This window comes from Hymenobacter sp. 5317J-9, assembly GCF_022921075.1.
In the GTDB taxonomy this organism is placed as follows: domain Bacteria; phylum Bacteroidota; class Bacteroidia; order Cytophagales; family Hymenobacteraceae; genus Hymenobacter.
Window position 1 is genome coordinate 2394861 of the sequence record NZ_CP095050.1, and the last position, 17492, is coordinate 2412352.

Below are 17492 nucleotides of genomic sequence, written 5' to 3' on the forward strand. Positions count from 1 at the left end.
TGCCGGAATATTCCTGCCGAAAGCACACCCGGCAATAATCCGGCCACGCTGGGACTGGTTCAACACCCCAAGCGGGCCCCTGAGTTCATTGCTTTTTCGGCCAAATCTTGCCGTTGTGTATTGCCGCCGAACGCGCGTAACTTCGCCCCCTGTTTCGTTCCTCCTTTCCGTTCGATTGATACTTATTCTATATGGCTTCCCCCAAGTCTCCGCAATCTAAGCCACGCCCCAATTCCAAAGTGGAGGCTCTGGACGTTGACGCCGGCGGGACGCCGGACGCCGGCGCCGTTTCGCCGCTCGACGTGGTGCGCACCAACAACGACCTGACCCGCAAAAAAGGCGGCTCGCGCGGGTCCATCGACACGCAAGACCCCGGCTACGTCAACGACCAGCTGAACCGCGTGCTCTACGCCCTCGACGCTTTCAAAAAAGGCGACGTGTCGGTGCGCCTTACCAAGCAGAACGACGACATCTTCGCCGAAATTGCCGAGGCGTACAACTCGATGGTGGACATGATTGCGGGTGTGGGCGGCGAGGTATCGCGCATTTCAAAAGTGGCCGGCGTGGAGGGCAACCTCAAGGCCCGTGCCTCCTCCGACGGCGCCGCCGGCTTCTGGCGCGACATGGTGAACAACATCAACGGCCTCGTGGACAGCATCGCTGTGCCGGTATTGGAAGTGGGCAAGGTGTTGAAAAACATCAGCCGCGGCAACCTGGATGAAAGCTTCCAGATTCCGGTATCGGGCGACTTCAAGCTGATGGCCGAAACCATCAACAAAACCATTGACAACCTGAACATCTTCGCCGGCGAGGTAACCCGCGTGGCGCAGGAAGTAGGTACCGAGGGTAAGCTCGGCGGCCAGGCCTCGGTACCGAACGTGGGCGGTATTTGGAAGGACCTGACCGACAACGTAAACAACATGGCCTCGAACCTCACCGTGCAGGTGCGGGACATTGCCAACGTGGCCACCGCCGTAGCAAAGGGTGACCTTTCGCAGAAAATCACGGTAGACGTAAAGGGTGAGTTCCTGCAGCTGAAGCAGAACCTGAACCAGATGGTGGACTCGCTGAACCTGTTTGCCGGGGAAGTAACCCGCGTGGCCCAGGAAGTGGGCACCGAGGGTAAACTCGGCGGCCAAGCCTCAGTGCCAAACGTCGCTGGTGTATGGAAAGACTTGACGGACAATGTGAACAACATGGCCGGCAACCTGACCTCACAGGTGCGAGACATCGCCAACGTGGCCACGGCTGTGGCCAAGGGCGACTTGTCGCAGAAGGTAACGGTAGACGTCAAGGGTGAGCTGCTCCAACTGAAGCAGAACCTGAACCAGATGGTGGACTCGCTGAACCTGTTCGCTGGCGAAGTAACCCGTGTGGCCCAGGAAGTGGGCACCGAAGGTCGCCTCGGCGGCCAGGCCGTGGTACCGAACGTGGCCGGCGTATGGAAGGACCTGACCGACAACGTAAACTACATGGCGAGTAACCTCACCAGCCAGGTACGTGACATTGCCAACGTGGCAACGGCCGTAGCAAAAGGTGACCTGACTCAAACGGTTACCGTCGATGTAAAAGGGGAGTTCCTGCAGCTGAAGCAGAACCTGAACCAGATGGTGGCGTCGCTGAACCTGTTTGCCGGCGAAGTAACCCGTGTGGCACAAGAGGTGGGCACGGAAGGAAAGCTCGGCGGCCAGGCCAGCGTGCCGAACGTGGCCGGTGTATGGAAAGCCCTCACCGACAACGTAAACGACATGGCTGCGGCTTTGACCTCGCAGGTACGAGACATTGCCAACGTGGCCACGGCCGTAGCCCGCGGCGACTTGAGCCAAAAGATGACGGTGAACGTGAAGGGCGAAATCCTGGAACTGAAGAACATCCTCAACCAGATGGTGGACTCGCTCAACATCTTCGGCGACGAAGTAACCCGCGTGGCCCGCGAAGTAGGTACCGAAGGAAAGCTCGGCGGCCAAGCCGTAGTGCCCCGCGTAGGTGGCACCTGGAAGGAGCTGACCGACAACGTAAACACGATGGCCAGCAACCTGACCTCGCAGGTGCGGGACATTGCCAACGTGGCCACCGCCGTATCGAAAGGCGACCTTTCGCAGAAGATTACGGTAGATGTAAAAGGCGAACTGCTGGACCTGAAGGACAACCTAAACCAGATGGTGGACTCGCTGAACATCTTCGCCGGCGAGGTAACCCGCGTGGCCCGCGAAGTGGGCACCGAAGGGATTCTGGGCGGCCAGGCCAACGTGCCGAAAGTATCGGGAACCTGGAAGGATTTGACGGACAACGTGAACACGATGGCCTCGAACCTGACCTCGCAAATGCGCGACATTGCCAACGTGGCCACGGCCGTGGCTAAAGGCGACTTGAGCCAGAAAATCACGGTTAACGTGCGCGGTGAGCTCCTCCAGTTGAAGGAAAACCTCAACGAAATGGTGGACTCCCTGAATACCTTCGGTGACGAAGTAACCCGTGTGGCCCGCGAAGTAGGTACGGAAGGCAAGCTGGGCGGCCAGGCCAAAGTGCCAAACGTTCGGGGTACTTGGAAAGACCTTACCGACAACGTAAACACAATGGCCTCGAACCTGACTTCTCAGGTGCGAGACATTGCCAACGTAGCTACCGCCGTATCGCGCGGCGACCTGAGCCAGAAGGTTTCGGTAAACGTCAACGGCGAACTGCTAGATTTGAAGGACAACCTGAACCGAATGGTGGACTCGCTCAACATCTTTGCCGGCGAGGTAACCCGCGTGGCGCAGGAAGTGGGCACCGAGGGCAAGCTCGGCGGCCAGGCTTCGGTACCCGGCGTGGCCGGCGTGTGGAAGGAACTCACCGACAACGTAAACTACATGGCCTCCAACCTCACCACGCAGGTGCGGGGTCTGGTGAAAGTAGTAACGGCCGTATCGAAAGGCGACTTGACCCAGAAGCTGACGCTGCAAGCCAAAGGCGAAGTGGCCGACCTGGCCGACACCATCAACAGCATGGTGGACGACCTGAACCGCCTCGCCTCGGAAGTAAGCCGCGTGGCGAAAGTGGCCGGAGTGGAAGGCAAGCTGACCGAGCGCGCCACCGTGGGCGGTGTGTCGGGCTCCTGGAAAGAACTGGTGGACACGCTCAACCAGCTCATCGAAAGCATCGCCTCGCCGGTGCTCGAAGTGAGCCGCGTGGTGCGCGCAATCTCGGAGGGCGACCTGACCCAACGCGTGGAAGTGCCCACTACGGGCGACATTCTCGCCATGGCCAACGCCCTTAACCTGGCCGTGGAAAACCTGAACGAGCTGCTCGGCGAAATCAACGACTCGTCGCAGATTGTGGGGACTTCGTCGGAAGAAATGGCTGGCAAAGGCCAGGAGATGAGCCGCGTTACGGTCGACGTGGCTTTGGCCATGCAGCAAATGGCCGAGGGCGCCCAGAACCAGGCTTTGAAAACCGACCAGGCCTTCAAGCTGATTGAAGAAATCATGCAGGCCACCAAGGAAACGGCTAACAAGGCCGACGTCGTGAACAAATCGGCTATCCTTGGTGAGCAAACCTCGCAGCTCGGTCTGAAAACGGTGGCCGAAGTGGTGAAAAACATGGAAGAGATATCCAGCGCCGCTTCCCAGACCTCGCGCACCATCGAAGTACTGAGCACCCGGTCGGGTGAAATCAGCAAGTCGCTGGGTGTGATTACCGACATTGCCTCGCAAACCAACCTGCTGGCTCTGAACGCCGCCATCGAAGCCGCCCGCGCCGGGGAAGCCGGCCGCGGTTTCGCTGTGGTAGCCGAGGAAATCCGCAAGCTGGCCGAAGGCTCCCGCAAGTCGGCCAACGAAATTGCGACGCTGGTGGAAGACGTGAAAAAAGATACGTCCTCGGCCGCCACCGCTATTTCGACCATGGAAAACCGAGTACTGAAAGGTAAGAACGCCACGTTCGAAGCCAGCTCGGCCTTTAAGAACATTGCCACCAGTTCGGGCGAAACGCTGCGCACCTCGCGCGACATTCTCACGGCCACCGAGGTGCAGAAAACCTCGATTGGCGACGTGGTGAAGTACGTGGAAGAAGTGGTAGCCATTGCCGAGCAAACGGCTACCGGCACGCAGCAAGTGGCTGGTACCGCCAAGCAACTGTCGACGGCCATGCAGGAGCTGACCACCAGCTCGCAGCGCCTCACCGACATTGCCGACGACCTGCAGGCCGGTCTCGAAACCTTCCAGCTCAGCTCCTATACTTACGAGCCGGAACCTGAGCCGCAGCCCGTGCGCCGGCCCCTTGCCCGCGACGGCTATCGCACCCGCGAAACGGCTTACGCCGCCGACTCGCAAAATGGCATGGCGACCCGCCGTCGGAGCCAGCAAGTTGAGCCGGAAGCCCCAGCTGTCAGCAATGGCCGCCAAAACGGTATGGCCCGTCGGATGCCTCGCCAGGAGCCCGAAGCCCAAGTCGCAGCGCCGACCCCGCGGCGGTCGGTACGCCCCGCACGGGCTGAAGCACCTGCCGCCCCCACCAACAGCCCCAACCAAGCGTCTGCTGCTCGTCGTCAGGCGCGGGCAGTAGCCAAGCCGGCGGATGACCAGCCCGGCAACGGCCAGGAAAAAGGTAGCGGTGCAGCCAAAAAAACGGCCCCCAAAGCCAAAGCCAAAAAGTAATTGTCAATCCACCTGCCTAGCTTTTTATTGTTTTCCGCATGGCCGAGATTGAACTAGCCGCCGCGCCCAAAACCGAACGCGCCAAGCCTGCCGAACTGGTGCAGCTCATCGTGTTTCGGCTCGGCGACGAGGACTATGGCATTCGCATCGAGCAAGTTAAGGAAGTCACCGTGACTCCGGAAGTGGCTCGTATGCCCAAAACGCCGCCTTTCATCAAAGGCATTGCCAACCTGCGCGGCGACATCATCGCCATTCTGGACCTGGAGGAACGGTTTCGGCTGCGGCCGGCCGGGCGGCCCATTCCGGAGCGCAGCTACACGGTAGCCGTGGAGGCCGCCGACTACACGTTGGGCCTGATGGTGCGCGAGGTCCCCCGCCCGTTTACGCTGCCCCTGAGCCAGATAGAACCGGCGCCAGAATTCGTGCAGGATGCCACTACCCGCGACAAATACTTAGAAGGCATCGCCAAATTGCCGGAGGGTGGCATCATCATCGTGCTGGACATGCGCAAGCTGCTCACGCCCAGTGAAGTGATGCGTTTGCCCGGCAAAGGGGCATCTTCGTAGGCGCTGAGCCGTACAACGCCGGGCCGGGCCACGTAGCCCCGGCTGTTTCCCGTTACATTTCCATGTCACCCAATTCCATGAATAAGCGCATCCTCATCGTCGACGACTCTTTTTACATGCGCACGATGCTCAAGAACATGCTCACCGATGCCGGGTACGAGGTGGTGGGCGAAGCCGCCAACGGCGCGCAAGCCCTGGAAATGGCCACCGCCACCACCCCCGACCTCATTACCCTCGACGTGATTCTGCCCGATAACACCGGGCTCGACGTGCTCAAGAGCCTGCGCCAGTCGCAGCCTTCGGCCAAAGTCGTGATGTGCAGCGCCGTGGGCCAGGAAGTTATCGTGAACGAAGCCATCGAGAACGGCGCTCTTGCCTATATCGTGAAGCCGTTCTCGGAAGAGAAAGTGTTGGAAATCGTGGGAGCGGCGCTGAAAAGTGACTCTCCGGAACAGGCTGCCTAAGGTGCTCTTCTTCTGCCTCGTCGCATCGCCGCAACTCACCCGCCAGGGTGGGGCAGGGCTGCGCGCGGCACAGTGTGCGCAGGCCATTACATTGACCGCTGGCCTATGAAAACGCGCGACCAGGAATACCGGGAAATGTTTATGGCCGAGGCCCTGGAGTATTATGACTCCATGAGCCGGCACCTGAGTGAGCTGGAGCGCAACCCCGACGCGGGCCCGGCGCTCAATGAGCTCTTCCGGCTGATGCACAACCTCAAGGCGAATGCCCGGGCGATGGGCTTCAACGACCTCGGCGAAGTGGCTCACCACCTAGAAACGCTTTTTGGCCTCATCCGGGACCACGAGCGGATGTTCAGCGGGCCGCTGATTCGGGTGGTATTTGCCGGGGTAGATGCTCTGGGCAATATGATTCGGGCGGTGGGCGCCAACCAGCCCCTGCCCGACGCCACGGCCCTGCTCGAAAACCTCGACCGGCTGGTGCGCGGCGAAGCCCCCATCCTAGAAGAGGAGGCCGCCGAAACGGAAGAGGAGTCCAACAAAAAGATGGAGCTGTCCGACCTGGTGTACATCCAGGTGAAAAAGCTCGATAACCTGCTCAACTTGGTGGGTGAGCTGGTGATTGACCGCGACCGGATAATGACCCTGGCGCAGGAGCTCGACAATCCGGCCCTGCTAGCCACGGCCCAGCACCTGTTCCGCATCTCCGACGACCTGCAGTACAGCGTAATGGATGCCCGCCTGGTAGGCGTGGGCGTGCTACTAAATAAATTTCCGCGGGTGGTGCGCGACGTAGCCTCGGCCGAAGACAAGGAAGTAGAGCTTACGCTGAGCGGTCAGGACGTACAGATTGACCGCAACATTCTGCAAATCATCACCGATGCTCTGCTACACCTGGTGCGCAATGCCGTGAGCCACGGCCTCGAAACCCGAGAGCAGCGCGCCAAGGCCGGCAAGCCGCCCGTGGGCCAGCTCACCCTTTCGGCCCTGACCGAGCGCGACGACGTGCTTATTCAAGTGCGCGACGACGGCCGCGGCATCGACACCGAATCGGTGCGCCGCAAGGCCGTGGAGCGCGGCCTGACCACGGCCAGTGCCGCGGCGGGCCTGAGCGAGCAGGCCGTATGGGCCTTCTTGTTTGAGCCCGGCTTTTCGATGGCGCAGCAGGTGACCGACATTTCGGGCCGTGGCGTGGGCCTCGACGTGGTGAAGCTGGCGCTTGACTCGCTGGGCGGCCAGCTTCGGGTGGAATCGCAGCTGGGCGTGGGTACCACATTTACGCTGGTGCTGCCCACGTCTATCGCCGTGAAAGGCGCCTTGTTGGTGGAAGTGGAGGAGCGCCCCTACGCCGTGCCCTTGCTGCACACCGACACGGTGCTGTCGTTACATCCCGGCCAGATTTCGGTGGTAGGCGGTGTGATGGTCACCCATTTTCAGGAGCAGTCGGTGCCACTGGTGCCGCTGCGCCAGCTGCTGCACGACGAAGGCGACGGGCCGCTGCCCCTCGCCACGCGCGACGACATCGTAGGCCCCCAGCAGGTGCTGGTGGTCAATTACAATAACCGCCGGCTGGGCTTGGTGGTTGACCGGTTTATCCGGCAACAAAACATTGTCATTAAACCCCTGAGCAAGCCGTTGGATACCATCGACTTGTTTGGGGGAGTTACCCTGCTGGGCAGCGGGCAGGTATGCCTGGTGCTGGACGTGCCCGCCCTCACCCGGCTGTTTCTGAACAAACGCCCCTAAGTTTTCCTTTTTTCACCCTCAGTCCTCGCTGCTGCACTTTCCCTTTCTTCGACGCTATGGATTTATCGATGACAGACTTAGAGCGAGATATAATCCGCGAGATTTTGAACATCGGCTTGGCGCGCGCCGCCGATTCGTTTGCCGTCATTGCCCAGGAGCGCGTGTTGTTGGAAGTGCCCAACATCGACCTGCTGATGAGCGAGGACATCATGCGCAAGGTGCGTGAGTACCAGTCGCGGCACGTGGCCATTCAGTCCGACATTCGCGGCGACTTCAACGGTACCACGCTCATGTTCTTTTCGGGCCAGCACATTCAGCGCCTGTCGCGGGTGTGCCTGCGTATGAATGCGCCCGAAGCGCTGGAAGTCAATGAGCTGCAGGAGTCGCTGCTGCTTGAAATTAGCAACATCATCACGGGGGCCTTGGTCACGCAGCTGGCTAATATTCTGAAGGCGAACATCTACGGCGCGCCCCCCACCGCCCCACGCGGCGACATTGCCGACATGATGCAGAACCTGCTGCCCCAGCAGCAGCTGCAGCCGCTCATTTTCTCGGTTATCACGCAGTTCTCCGACAAAGACAACATGGTGGAACTCCCACTCATGCTGTTCTTCGACCGCGTGACGTTTGCCAAAATCCTCGAAATCATTCGCAGCTACGATTTCCTGGGCAGCCAGATGTCGGCTTAATACATTTTCTGCTCTGACTTTTTACAACGTCATGCCGAGCGGAGCCGAAGCATCTCGCGTGCAAGAGTAATTAAATTACTCACGCGGTAGAGATGCTTCGGCTCCGCTCAGCATGACGTTCTTTTTGCGTTTCATTTATCCTCTTCAATCCCTCGCACATGTCTAAAAACGACGCGGCCTTAGCCAAAAAAATTGCTTCTTTCGACCCCAATGCGCCCGGCGACGTGGCCGGCGGCTTGTTCGGCCTGCCCTTCACGCCGGAAGAAGCCCAGGTGGTGGTGGTGCCCGTGCCGTGGGAAGTCACGGTGAGCTACCGTGCCGGTACCGCCGAGGGCCCGGCCGCCGTCCACGAGGCCTCCTTGCAGGTTGACCTCTACGACCCTGACCTGCCCGAAGCCTGGAAGCTGGGCCTGGCCATGGAGGAAGCCGACGAGACCATTGCCGCCGCCAGCCGCGAGCTGCGCCCCAAGGCCGCCGATTACATCGAATGGGTAGAAGCCGGCGAGCCCGAGGAAGGCCTGAAAAAGCACAGCAGCGTGCCCGGCCACGTGACGGTGGAAGGCGAAAAGATGCTGAACTGGCTCAAGGATAAAACTGGTGCCCTGCTCGACGCCGGCAAAAGCGTGGTGGTGCTCGGCGGCGACCACAGCACGCCCTTGGGCTATATGCACGCGCTGGCCGAGCGCCACGAAGAATTCGCCATTCTGCAGTTCGACGCGCACTGCGACCTGCGCCCGTCCTACGAAGGGTTTAAGTACTCGCACGCCAGCATCATGTACAACGCGCTGGAGCTGCCGCAGGTGAAGAAGCTGGTGCAGGTGGGCATCCGGGACTACTGCCAGCAGGAAGCCGAGCTCATCGAAACCTCGAACGGCCGCGTGGCGCTGTTTGGGCAGCGTTTTCTGAGCGACGAGAAGTTTGCTAAGAAATCCTGGAAGAAGGTGTGCGGCAAAATCATTGCGCAGCTGCCCAAAAAGGTCTACATCAGCTTCGATATTGACGGATTGGACCCCAAGCTGTGCCCCGGCACCGGCACGCCCGTGCCCGGCGGCCTGGAGTACGAGGAGGCCACCTATCTGCTGCGGGCCATTGTGCGCGCCGGCATTCAGATTATTGGTTGCGACCTCAACGAAGTGGCCCCCGGCGACACCGAGTGGAACGCCATTGTGGGGGCGCGCCTGCTCTACCAACTTTGCAACTGGATGGCCGTATCTCAGGGCAAACTGGCGGCCAAGGGTGTAGCCGCCGAATAAGCTTCTCTCACCTCAACCAACTTCTTTATGCTTGGTTTTATTCTCAAAATTGTGCTCACGGCCGGCCTCGTGTATGGCCTGAGCATGGTGCTGCCGGGCGTGGCCCTGGGCGGTTTCGGCAGCGCCATCATTCTGGTGCTGGTGCTGGGCGTGCTCAACGCCGTGGTGAAGCCCATTCTCAAAATCCTGGGTTTCCCCATCACCATTCTCACGCTGGGCCTGTTTCTACTGGTCATCAACGTCATCATTGTGAAGCTGGCCGATTTCCTGATGACCAGCTTCGATGTGCACGGCTTGCTGAACGCGCTGCTGTTCAGCCTGGCGCTGTCGGTGGTCAACGCCATTGTGGACCTGGTGGTGGACTAACGCCGGCCAATCGAAACGCAAAAGCCCCGGTAGCCGCAGCTGCCGGGGCTTTTGTGCGTTGATGCCAAGCGCTTACGCCGGGGCCTGCTGCCGCTGGCGCCACCACCGCAAGCCCGCGGCTACGCTGCCACCCAGCAGCAGCAGCGGCCAGAGGTTGGTGAGCAGGACCAGTCCGCTCAGCACCCACGACCAGCCCCGGTTAAACGCCTCCGCAAAGCGAGGCGCAAAAGCCGGCAGGGGCGCCGCCGGCTCCGGCGCGGGCAGGTACTGGAAGTAGTGCAGCGCCAGCGTGGCCCATTTCCGCTGCGCGCCAAAACGTTGCAGACGTGCTTCCGCCTCGGCAATTCCGGCTTGCAGCTCCCGGCCCTGAGCGGCAAGTTGCTGCGCCTGGGCCGGGGAAGTGGCTTTGGCCAGTAGCTGTTGCTGCTTCGTCTGCGCCGCCTGCTGGTCGTTGAGGGCATTGCTGGCTTCCAGCACGTCGCCGGTGATGTCGGAAGAGGTGACGTCCTTGCTCTCGACGCGGCCCAGCTTACTCAGCGCCGCCACCAGCCGCACAAAGTTGGCGGGCGGCACGTTGAGGGTCAGGTCCTGCTGTCGTTGGCCGTCGGTGCTGGTTTCGTGCGCCGACGCCTGAAAAGCGCCATACACCGCAAGCAGGCTGTCGATGCTGACGCTGGCTTTGTCAAAAGACGCCACGCCGAGGTTCAATTTGCCTTCGTACACCACAATGCGGTTGGTGGCAGCTGCGCCCAAGGTCCCGTTCCCGGACGCGACCTTCGCCGTGGGTTGGGCAACAGAAGTCGCCGTTTGTTCCTCTGAGGCCTGGCTGCACCCCGCCAGTCCGAGTCCAAATAGGACCGGAAAAATCAGGTTTTTCATCGGAAGATTATTGGGAAAGCTGAAAGTGAAAACAAACTGCGGCGCAGCTGACCCTTTATCCGGCGAGGTCGTTTCGGTAGCCCATTACCAAGCAAAAAGCCCGACTTTTACGGCCGGGCTTTTTTGTTTATAACAGCGCATAACGCTGGTTATTAGATTGTTTATACGCGGCTGATTTCGGCGCCCAATGCATTCAGGCGCTGGTCGATGAACTGGTAGCCGCGGTCAATCTGCTCCACGTTGAGGATGGTGCTCTTGCCTTCGGCCGACAGCGCGGCGATGAGCAGGGCCACGCCAGCCCGAATGTCGGGCGAGGTCATGGTGATGCCGTGTAGCTGCTTCTGCTGGTCAAGCCCGATAACGGTGGCGCGGTGCGGGTCGCAGAGAATAATCTGGGCGCCCATGTCGATGAGCTTGTCGACGAAGAACAGACGGCTCTCAAACATCTTCTGATGAATGAGCACCGTGCCCTTGGCCTGGCAGGCCACCACCAGCACAATACTCAGCAAATCAGGAGTAAAGCCCGGCCAGGTGTGGTCCGAAACCGTGAGGATGGACCCGTCCAGGTAAGTGGCGATTTCATAGTGCTCCTGCGCCGGAATGTGGATGTCGTCGCCGCGGAATTCAAGCTGGATGCCGAGCTTGCGGAAGGTATCGGGGATGAGGCCCAACTCCGGAATCTGGCAGTCTTTGATGGTGATTTCGGAGCCCGTCATGGCCGCTAAGCCGATGAAGGAGCCGATTTCAATCATGTCGGGGAGCATGCGGTGCTCGGTGCCGCCGAGGCGGTCCACGCCCTCAATGGTGAGCAGGTTGGAGCCGATTCCCTGGATGTTGGCGCCCATGCGCACCAGCATGCGGCACAACTGCTGCAGGTAGGGCTCGCAGGCGGCGTTGTAGATGGTGGTGACGCCCTCGGCTAGCACGGCTGCCATCAGAATATTGGCGGTGCCGGTCACGGACGCTTCGTCGAGTAGCATGTGGGTGCCCGTCAGCTTGCCGTCGACTTTGATGCGGTAGAAATCCTTGCCTTCGAGCGTGAGCTTACCGCCCAGCTTTTCGAGTCCCAGAAAGTGCGTGTCCATGGGACGGCGGCCGATTTTGTCTCCGCCCGGCTTGGGCAGTTGGCAGCGGCCGTAGCGGCCCAGCATTGGCCCCAGAATCATTACCGAGCCGCGCAGGGCGCCGGCCTGGGCGATAAACTCCGGCGTGTCCAGATAGTCCAGATTCACATTTTCGGCCTGAAACACGTAGGTGTCGGTGGCCAGCTTGCCTACTTTCACGCCCATGTCGCGCAGCAGCTCAATGAGCTTGTTGACGTCACGGATATCGGGAATATTGCTGATGGTAACGGGCTCGGGGGTGAGCAATACCGCGCAGAGAATCTGGAGGGCTTCGTTTTTGGCGCCCTGGGGCGTGATTTCGCCGCGCAGCTTTTTGCCGCCGCGTACTTCAAATGCAGCCATGTAGTTAGAAAGTAAAATCTGTCATCCTGAGCGCAGCGAAGGACCTTATCACCAATGAACAAGTTGTTCTCGCGTGATAAGGTCCTTCGCTGCGCTCAGGATGACAGTGGGTAAAAAATAAAGTTACTGAGGCGGCTGCTGGGGCTCCTGGCTGCGGCCTTTTTTGCGCTTTTTGCCATTCTTGCCCCCGAAGCTGTTGCCGCGGTTGTCGCGGCCCTCGCGCCGGTCGCGGCCTTCGCGCTGCTGCGAAGGCTGCGGCACGATGAAAGCCGGCGTGCGGCCCACGGGCATTTCAAACAGGTTTTCGGCATCCACCACGGCCGGGTCGAGTCGGAGCTGCCCGCCCGAAAGCTCGCCCAGATGCCGCAGAATGGTCACGTCCTTGGCGTTTTCCTTGTTGTGCTGGCGGTACAGAAACTTCATGGTGCGGCCAATCTGCACGGTGGCCTGCTCGCGCTCGGCGGCGTCTTCAATGGTCAGCGCCTTCGCAATCAGGGCTTCAATGCCGGAGCCGTAGGCGCGCAGCTTGGGCGAGGTGCGCGGGTAGGGCACGCGGGCGGGCTTTTCGGTGCGCACCGTGAGGCTGCGCAGGGGCACGGGCGCCTCCAGGATCACTTCCTCGCCCGCCATGGCGTGCAGGTGGTTCCAAAGGCGGGTTTGCACTTCGGGCAGCTCGCGCAAGGCGGGCTGCAGGCGCAGCATGAGCTGCACAATCTGCCCGGCGCGCTTGGTGCGCTCGGCCACGTCCTCAATCTGGGCCAAGCCCTGAATGAGCTGGTAGGTGCTGTGCCCGTATTCGCGCACCAGCAGCTGCAGGTGGAAGGGCAGGGAATTAGTATCGGTCATAAGAAACAGTAGGGGAGGCCGCCCGGGGCAGGCTTCAGGCCAAAGATAAGGCGCAGGAACGGTGGGACGATGCAGAAAAGCACGTCATGCTGAGCCGGTCGAAGCGTCTCTACCGCGCAACTAATGTTAAAAGTTGCAACGAAGCGGTAGAGACGCTTCGACCGGCTCAGCATGACGTTCACCGATGCTCGTCGGCCAACAATCACGCGCTAGTGCACCCGCAGCTTGGCGAAGCTCAGCAGCAGCACTTTCTCGCCCACTTCCTCGAACTGGATGGTGGCCTTGGTAGTGCCCTGCTGCGTTTCGAGCTGGCTCACCACCCCAAAACCGAACTTGGCGTGCTCCACGCGCTGGCCGGTTTGCAGCTTAGACGTGTCGGAAGGCGTAAAATCGGCCGGCGCCACGTACTTCGTGGCCTGTACTTTACGGGGCGCGGTCGGAATCAGGTTCGAGCGGCGCTCAAATACGTGCTGAAAGGGGGAGGCTTCGCCCGGCCCGGCCGCAAACTTGAAGTTGACGTACTGTGGGTCGATTTCGTCCAGAAAACGGCTTTTCTCGCAGCTGCGCAGGTTGCCCCACTGGTAGCGCGAGGTGGCGTAGCTCAGCGTCAGCTTCTTTTCAGCCCGCGTGATGGCCACATAGAACAGCCGGCGCTCTTCCTCCAGGTCGGCCCGCGAGGTAATCATCATCTGGCTGGGGAAGAGGTTTTCCTCCATGCCCACGATGTACACGTTGCGGAATTCCAGGCCCTTGGCCGAGTGAATGGTCATCAGCGTCACGGCTTCGCCGTCCTGCTGGGCGTCCTTCACGTCGGAATCGGTGACGAGGGCAATGTCCTGCAGGAAAGCGGCGAGGCTCTTGTCCTCGCGCTCGGGGTCGTCCACGTACTCCTTAATGCCGTTGAGCAGCTCCTGCATGTTTTCGTAGCGGGAGAGGCCTTCAATGCTCTTGTCGGCATACAGCTCTTCCAGCATGCCCGAGTTTTTGGCAATAAACTTGGCGGCTTCAAAAGCGTCTTCCTTGCCCGCTACCACGATGTAGCTCTTGATTTTTTCGGCAAAGCCCACCACCGGGTTGGCCACGCGCGCCGGCATGAACTGGTCGGCGTGCGCCACCACTTCCCACAGTGTGTGGTTAGCCTCTTCAGCCGTGGTAATAAGCTTGCTGATGGTGGTGTCGCCGATGCCGCGCTTGGGGTAGTTGATGACCCGGCGCAGCGCCTGCTCGTCGTTTGGGTTGACGGTGAGGCGCAAATAGGCTACCAAGTCCTTGATTTCCTTGCGCTGATAAAAGCTCAGGCCGCCAACAATCTTGTATTTGATGTTTAGCTTCCGCAGGGCTTCTTCCATCGCGCGGCTTTGCGCGTTGGTGCGGTAGAGAATGGCAAAATTGTCGTACGACAAGTGGCCATTCATCTTGTCTTCAAAGATGGAATTTGCCACCAGTTTGCCTTCCTCGTTGTCGGAAGCAGCTTTGATGACTTCAATCAGGGTGCCGTCTTCGTTTTCCGAAAAGACGTCTTTGCGCAGCTGGGCCTGGTTGTTTTTAATGACCGAATTAGCGGCCCACACGATATTTTTCGTAGAGCGGTAATTCTGCTCCAGCTTAAATACCTGCAATTCGGGATAGTCTTTCTCAAAATTGAGAATGTTGCTGATATCTGCGCCGCGGAAGGCGTAAATGCTCTGCGCATCATCGCCCACTACGCAGATATTCCGCTCCTTAGCCGCCAGCTTGCGAGTAATCAGATATTGCGAATAGTTGGTGTCCTGATACTCGTCCACCATCACAAACCGGAACATATTCTGGTATTTATTCAGAATATCGGCGTGGTCCTTAAACAGCACGTTGGTGTTGAAGAGCAAATCGTCGAAATCCATGGCGCCGGCCTTGAAGCAACGCTGCTGGTACTGCTGGTACAGCACCCCGATTTTGGGCCGGAGCGCCGCCTCGTCGTCGGCCTTGATGTTGGGGTCGTGCAGGTACTGGTTTACCGAAATCAGCTTGTTCTTGGCGGCCGAGATGCGGCCCAGCACTAGGCTCGGCTTGTACAGCTTGTCGTCCAGCTCCAGCTCCTTCACAATCTGCCCAATCAGGGTTTTCGAATCCTGGGTGTCGTAGATGGTGAAGCTGCGCGGGTAGCCAATCTTGTCGGCTTCGGAGCGCAGAATTTTGGCAAACACTGAGTGAAAGGTACCCATCCACAGGTTGCGGGCGGAGGGGCCCACCACTTTTTCCACGCGGGCGCGCATCTCCTTGGCGGCCTTGTTGGTGAAGGTGAGGGCGAGGATGTTGAACGGGTCGACGCCTTTTTCGAGCAGGTTGGCAATGCGGTAGGTGAGCACCCGGGTTTTGCCCGAGCCGGCACCCGCGATAATCATGCACGGGCCTTCGGTTTGCATCACCGCGGCCGCCTGCGAGCCATTGAGGAGGGAAAGATAATCTAGTGCCATCAGCGAATTAAGCCGCCTAGGGGGCGGTTTACAAAGATACGGCCCGCTAGGGAGGGGGCCCAATGAATTTCAGGCCCCGCAGCCGGGGCTATCTTTGTACTAATGATTATTATTCAAGAAACGGTCATCTCCGACGACATCGCCGACAACTTTTTTGTCTGCAACCTCGAAGCCTGCAAAGGCGCCTGCTGCGTGGAAGGCGACCTCGGCGCGCCGCTCGAAGAAGCCGAGCTGCGCATTCTGGAGCAGGAATACGCCAACATTGAGCCGTTTCTCAACGAAGCCGGCAAGGCCGCCATCAAAGCCCAGGGCCTCTACATCAAGGATTGGGAAGGAGACTTCAGCACAACAACCATTGACGACAAGGAGTGCGCTTACGCCCTCTACGACGAGCGCGGCATTCTGAAATGCGGCATTGAGCAGGCCTACTTGGCGGGCGCCACCACGTTTAAAAAGCCCATCAGCTGTCACCTGTACCCCATCCGCATCACCAAGTACGACGGGTTCGATGCCCTGAACTACGACCGGTGGGGCATCTGTAACCCGGCGTGCTCGTTTGGCGGCTCGCTGGGCGTGAAGGTGTACCAGTTCCTGAAGGAGCCGCTGATTCGCAAATACGGCGAAGGCTGGTACGGGGAGTTGGTGCGGGAGATAGAGAACCCGGTGCCGGAGAAGAAATAAGGCGGAGGCTGTAAATAAGAACGTCATACTGAGCGCAGCCGAAGCATCTCTACCGCGAGAGTAACTGAATTACTTCCCTGGAAGAGATGCTTCGACAAGCTCAGCATGACGCTCTGTTGTTTTCGGGAGTGAAGTAAGCTTACGCCTCTTCCTTCACCACAATCTTCTCAATTTCGTCGTTGGCCTGAATCTGGTCGATGACGTCGAGGCCTTCCACGACTTTGCCAAACACGGTGTGCACGCGGTCGAGGTGGGCGGTGTTTTGGCGGTCGTGCACGATGAAGAACTGCGAGCCGCCGGTGTTTTTGCCGGCGTGGGCCATGCTCAGGGCGCCACGCTCGTGGTACTGGTGGCCGCCGCTGGTTTCGCAGTCGATTTTGTAGCCGGGGCCGCCGGTGCCGGGCATGCCTTTGGCGCCGGCGCGGGTGTTGGGACAGCCGCCCTGAATCACGAAATTCGGGATGACGCGGTGGAATTTCAGGCCGTCGTAGTAGCCTTTCTGGGCGAGGTCGGTGAAGTTTTTGACGGTGTTCGGAGCGTCCTGCTCGTAGAACTCAACCTTCATCACACCCTTTTTGGTGTGGATTTCTGCGGTTTTCATGGGAATGCGGATTTAGCGGGTAAACTCGGGTGAAGCCGCCGGGGTTTTGGCCGGCGGGGCCGCGAAGGTAAGAAAACCGGCCAGTACCGAAACAACCGGGTGGGGTTGTTTCTTCGTAAGCGCAAACGCCACATTGGCATATACCCATCCTATTTTTTTCACACACCTGTTTACATGAAAAGACATTTTGCTCCTCTGCTGGCCGCGCTGGCCACCTCTCTGCTGATGGCCAGCTGCGGCAACGACAAGCCCGCCACCACCGAAACGGCCGCCAGCAACGTCAACCCCGCCGACTCGCTAGCCGCCGTGGCCGGCGACTCGGCCCGCATGGCCAAGCCCGGCGGCGTGATGGTGGATGGCGTGGCCATGACGGCCGATAAAGACATCGTAGACAACGCCATGGGCGCTAAAAGCGTGAGCACCCTGGTGTCGGCTGTGAAGCAGGCAGGCCTGGTTGAGACCTTGAAAGGCGCCGGCCCCTTCACCGTATTTGCCCCCACCAATGCCGCCTTCGACAAGCTGCCCAAGGGCGCCCTAGCCGGCCTGATGGACCCCGCCAGCAAGGAAAACCTAAAAGGTGTGCTCACCTACCACGTCATCCCCGGCCGCCTGGTGGCCGCCGACCTGAAGGATGGCCAGGAACTGACCACCGTGAACGGCGAAAAGCTCCACATCTCCGTGAAAGACGGCAAGGTGATGGTGAGCAACGGCAAAGATGCGCCCGCTACCGTGCAGATTGCCGACGTCATTTCCAGCAACGGCGTAACGCACGTCATCGACGGCGTGGTGCTGCCTCTGGCTAAGTAGAACGCCTGCTGCGTTAAATAACAAATGAGGAATGAAGAATT

General features: G+C 59.8%; 14 protein-coding genes. 9 read left to right on the forward strand and 5 right to left on the reverse strand.

Features of this window, described 5'->3' with window-relative positions; all coding sequences use genetic code 11:
• The first annotated feature begins 239 nt into the window (after nt 1-239).
• From MUN81_RS09980 to MUN81_RS10010, 7 genes are all read left to right on the forward strand, one after another.
• Entirely contained in the window at nt 240-4637 is a 4398-nt protein-coding gene (locus tag MUN81_RS09980; RefSeq protein WP_245117152.1) for a HAMP domain-containing protein, read from the forward strand.
• A gap of 38 nt (nt 4638-4675) precedes the next feature.
• The gene (locus MUN81_RS09985; RefSeq protein WP_245117153.1) at nt 4676-5203 is read left to right on the forward strand and encodes a chemotaxis protein CheW; all 528 of its coding nucleotides are present in this window, start codon (nt 4676-4678) and stop codon (nt 5201-5203) included.
• A 62-nt stretch (nt 5204-5265) separates the two neighbouring features.
• Nucleotides 5266-5667 (forward strand): response regulator, encoded by a 402-nt coding sequence (locus tag MUN81_RS09990; protein WP_223827426.1) that lies wholly within the window; start codon nt 5266-5268, stop codon nt 5665-5667.
• A gap of 105 nt (nt 5668-5772) precedes the next feature.
• Nucleotides 5773-7410: a chemotaxis protein CheA gene (locus MUN81_RS09995; protein WP_245117154.1), complete on the forward strand. Its 1638-nt coding sequence runs from the start codon at nt 5773-5775 to the stop codon at nt 7408-7410.
• A 56-nt stretch (nt 7411-7466) separates the two neighbouring features.
• Nucleotides 7467-8099 carry a chemotaxis protein CheC gene (locus MUN81_RS10000; protein ID WP_223827427.1) on the forward strand — a complete coding sequence of 211 codons (633 nt, stop codon included), beginning with the start codon at nt 7467-7469 and terminating at the stop codon, nt 8097-8099.
• Between the two features lie 158 nt (nt 8100-8257).
• Complete coding sequence (locus MUN81_RS10005; protein WP_245117155.1) at nt 8258-9352, forward strand: agmatinase family protein; 1095 nt, start codon at nt 8258-8260, stop codon at nt 9350-9352.
• 27 nt (nt 9353-9379) lie between these two features.
• Nucleotides 9380-9718: a phage holin family protein gene (locus MUN81_RS10010; RefSeq protein ID WP_245117156.1), complete on the forward strand. Its 339-nt coding sequence runs from the start codon at nt 9380-9382 to the stop codon at nt 9716-9718.
• Between the two features lie 72 nt (nt 9719-9790).
• On the opposite strand, the gene MUN81_RS10015 is transcribed toward MUN81_RS10010, so the two are convergent.
• The 4 genes from MUN81_RS10015 to MUN81_RS10030 form a co-directional block, all read right to left on the reverse strand.
• The gene (locus MUN81_RS10015; protein WP_245117157.1) at nt 9791-10471 is read right to left on the reverse strand and encodes a DUF4349 domain-containing protein; all 681 of its coding nucleotides are present in this window, start codon (nt 10469-10471) and stop codon (nt 9791-9793) included.
• Between the two features lie 287 nt (nt 10472-10758).
• Nucleotides 10759-12063, reverse strand: a complete 1305-nt coding sequence (gene murA, locus MUN81_RS10020; RefSeq protein ID WP_245117158.1) for a UDP-N-acetylglucosamine 1-carboxyvinyltransferase — start codon at nt 12061-12063, stop codon at nt 10759-10761.
• Nucleotides 12064-12186: 123 nt separating this feature from the next.
• Complete coding sequence (locus tag MUN81_RS10025; protein WP_245117159.1) at nt 12187-12909, reverse strand: DUF4290 domain-containing protein; 723 nt, start codon at nt 12907-12909, stop codon at nt 12187-12189.
• 209 nt (nt 12910-13118) lie between these two features.
• On the reverse strand, nt 13119-15362 hold the full coding sequence (locus MUN81_RS10030; RefSeq protein ID WP_245117160.1) for a UvrD-helicase domain-containing protein: 2244 nt from the start codon (nt 15360-15362) through the stop codon (nt 13119-13121).
• Between the two features lie 102 nt (nt 15363-15464).
• Here MUN81_RS10030 and MUN81_RS10035 point away from each other — a divergent pair, with 102 nt between their 5' ends.
• Entirely contained in the window at nt 15465-16043 is a 579-nt protein-coding gene (locus MUN81_RS10035) for a DUF3109 family protein (protein WP_245117161.1), read from the forward strand.
• Between the two features lie 139 nt (nt 16044-16182).
• Here MUN81_RS10035 and MUN81_RS10040 read toward each other — a convergent pair whose 3' ends face one another.
• Nucleotides 16183-16644 carry a peptidylprolyl isomerase gene (locus tag MUN81_RS10040; protein ID WP_245117162.1) on the reverse strand — a complete coding sequence of 154 codons (462 nt, stop codon included), beginning with the start codon at nt 16642-16644 and terminating at the stop codon, nt 16183-16185.
• A 174-nt stretch (nt 16645-16818) separates the two neighbouring features.
• Here MUN81_RS10040 and MUN81_RS10045 point away from each other — a divergent pair, with 174 nt between their 5' ends.
• Nucleotides 16819-17451, forward strand: a complete 633-nt coding sequence (locus MUN81_RS10045) for a fasciclin domain-containing protein (protein ID WP_245117163.1) — start codon at nt 16819-16821, stop codon at nt 17449-17451.
• Nucleotides 17452-17492 lie beyond the last annotated feature (41 nt).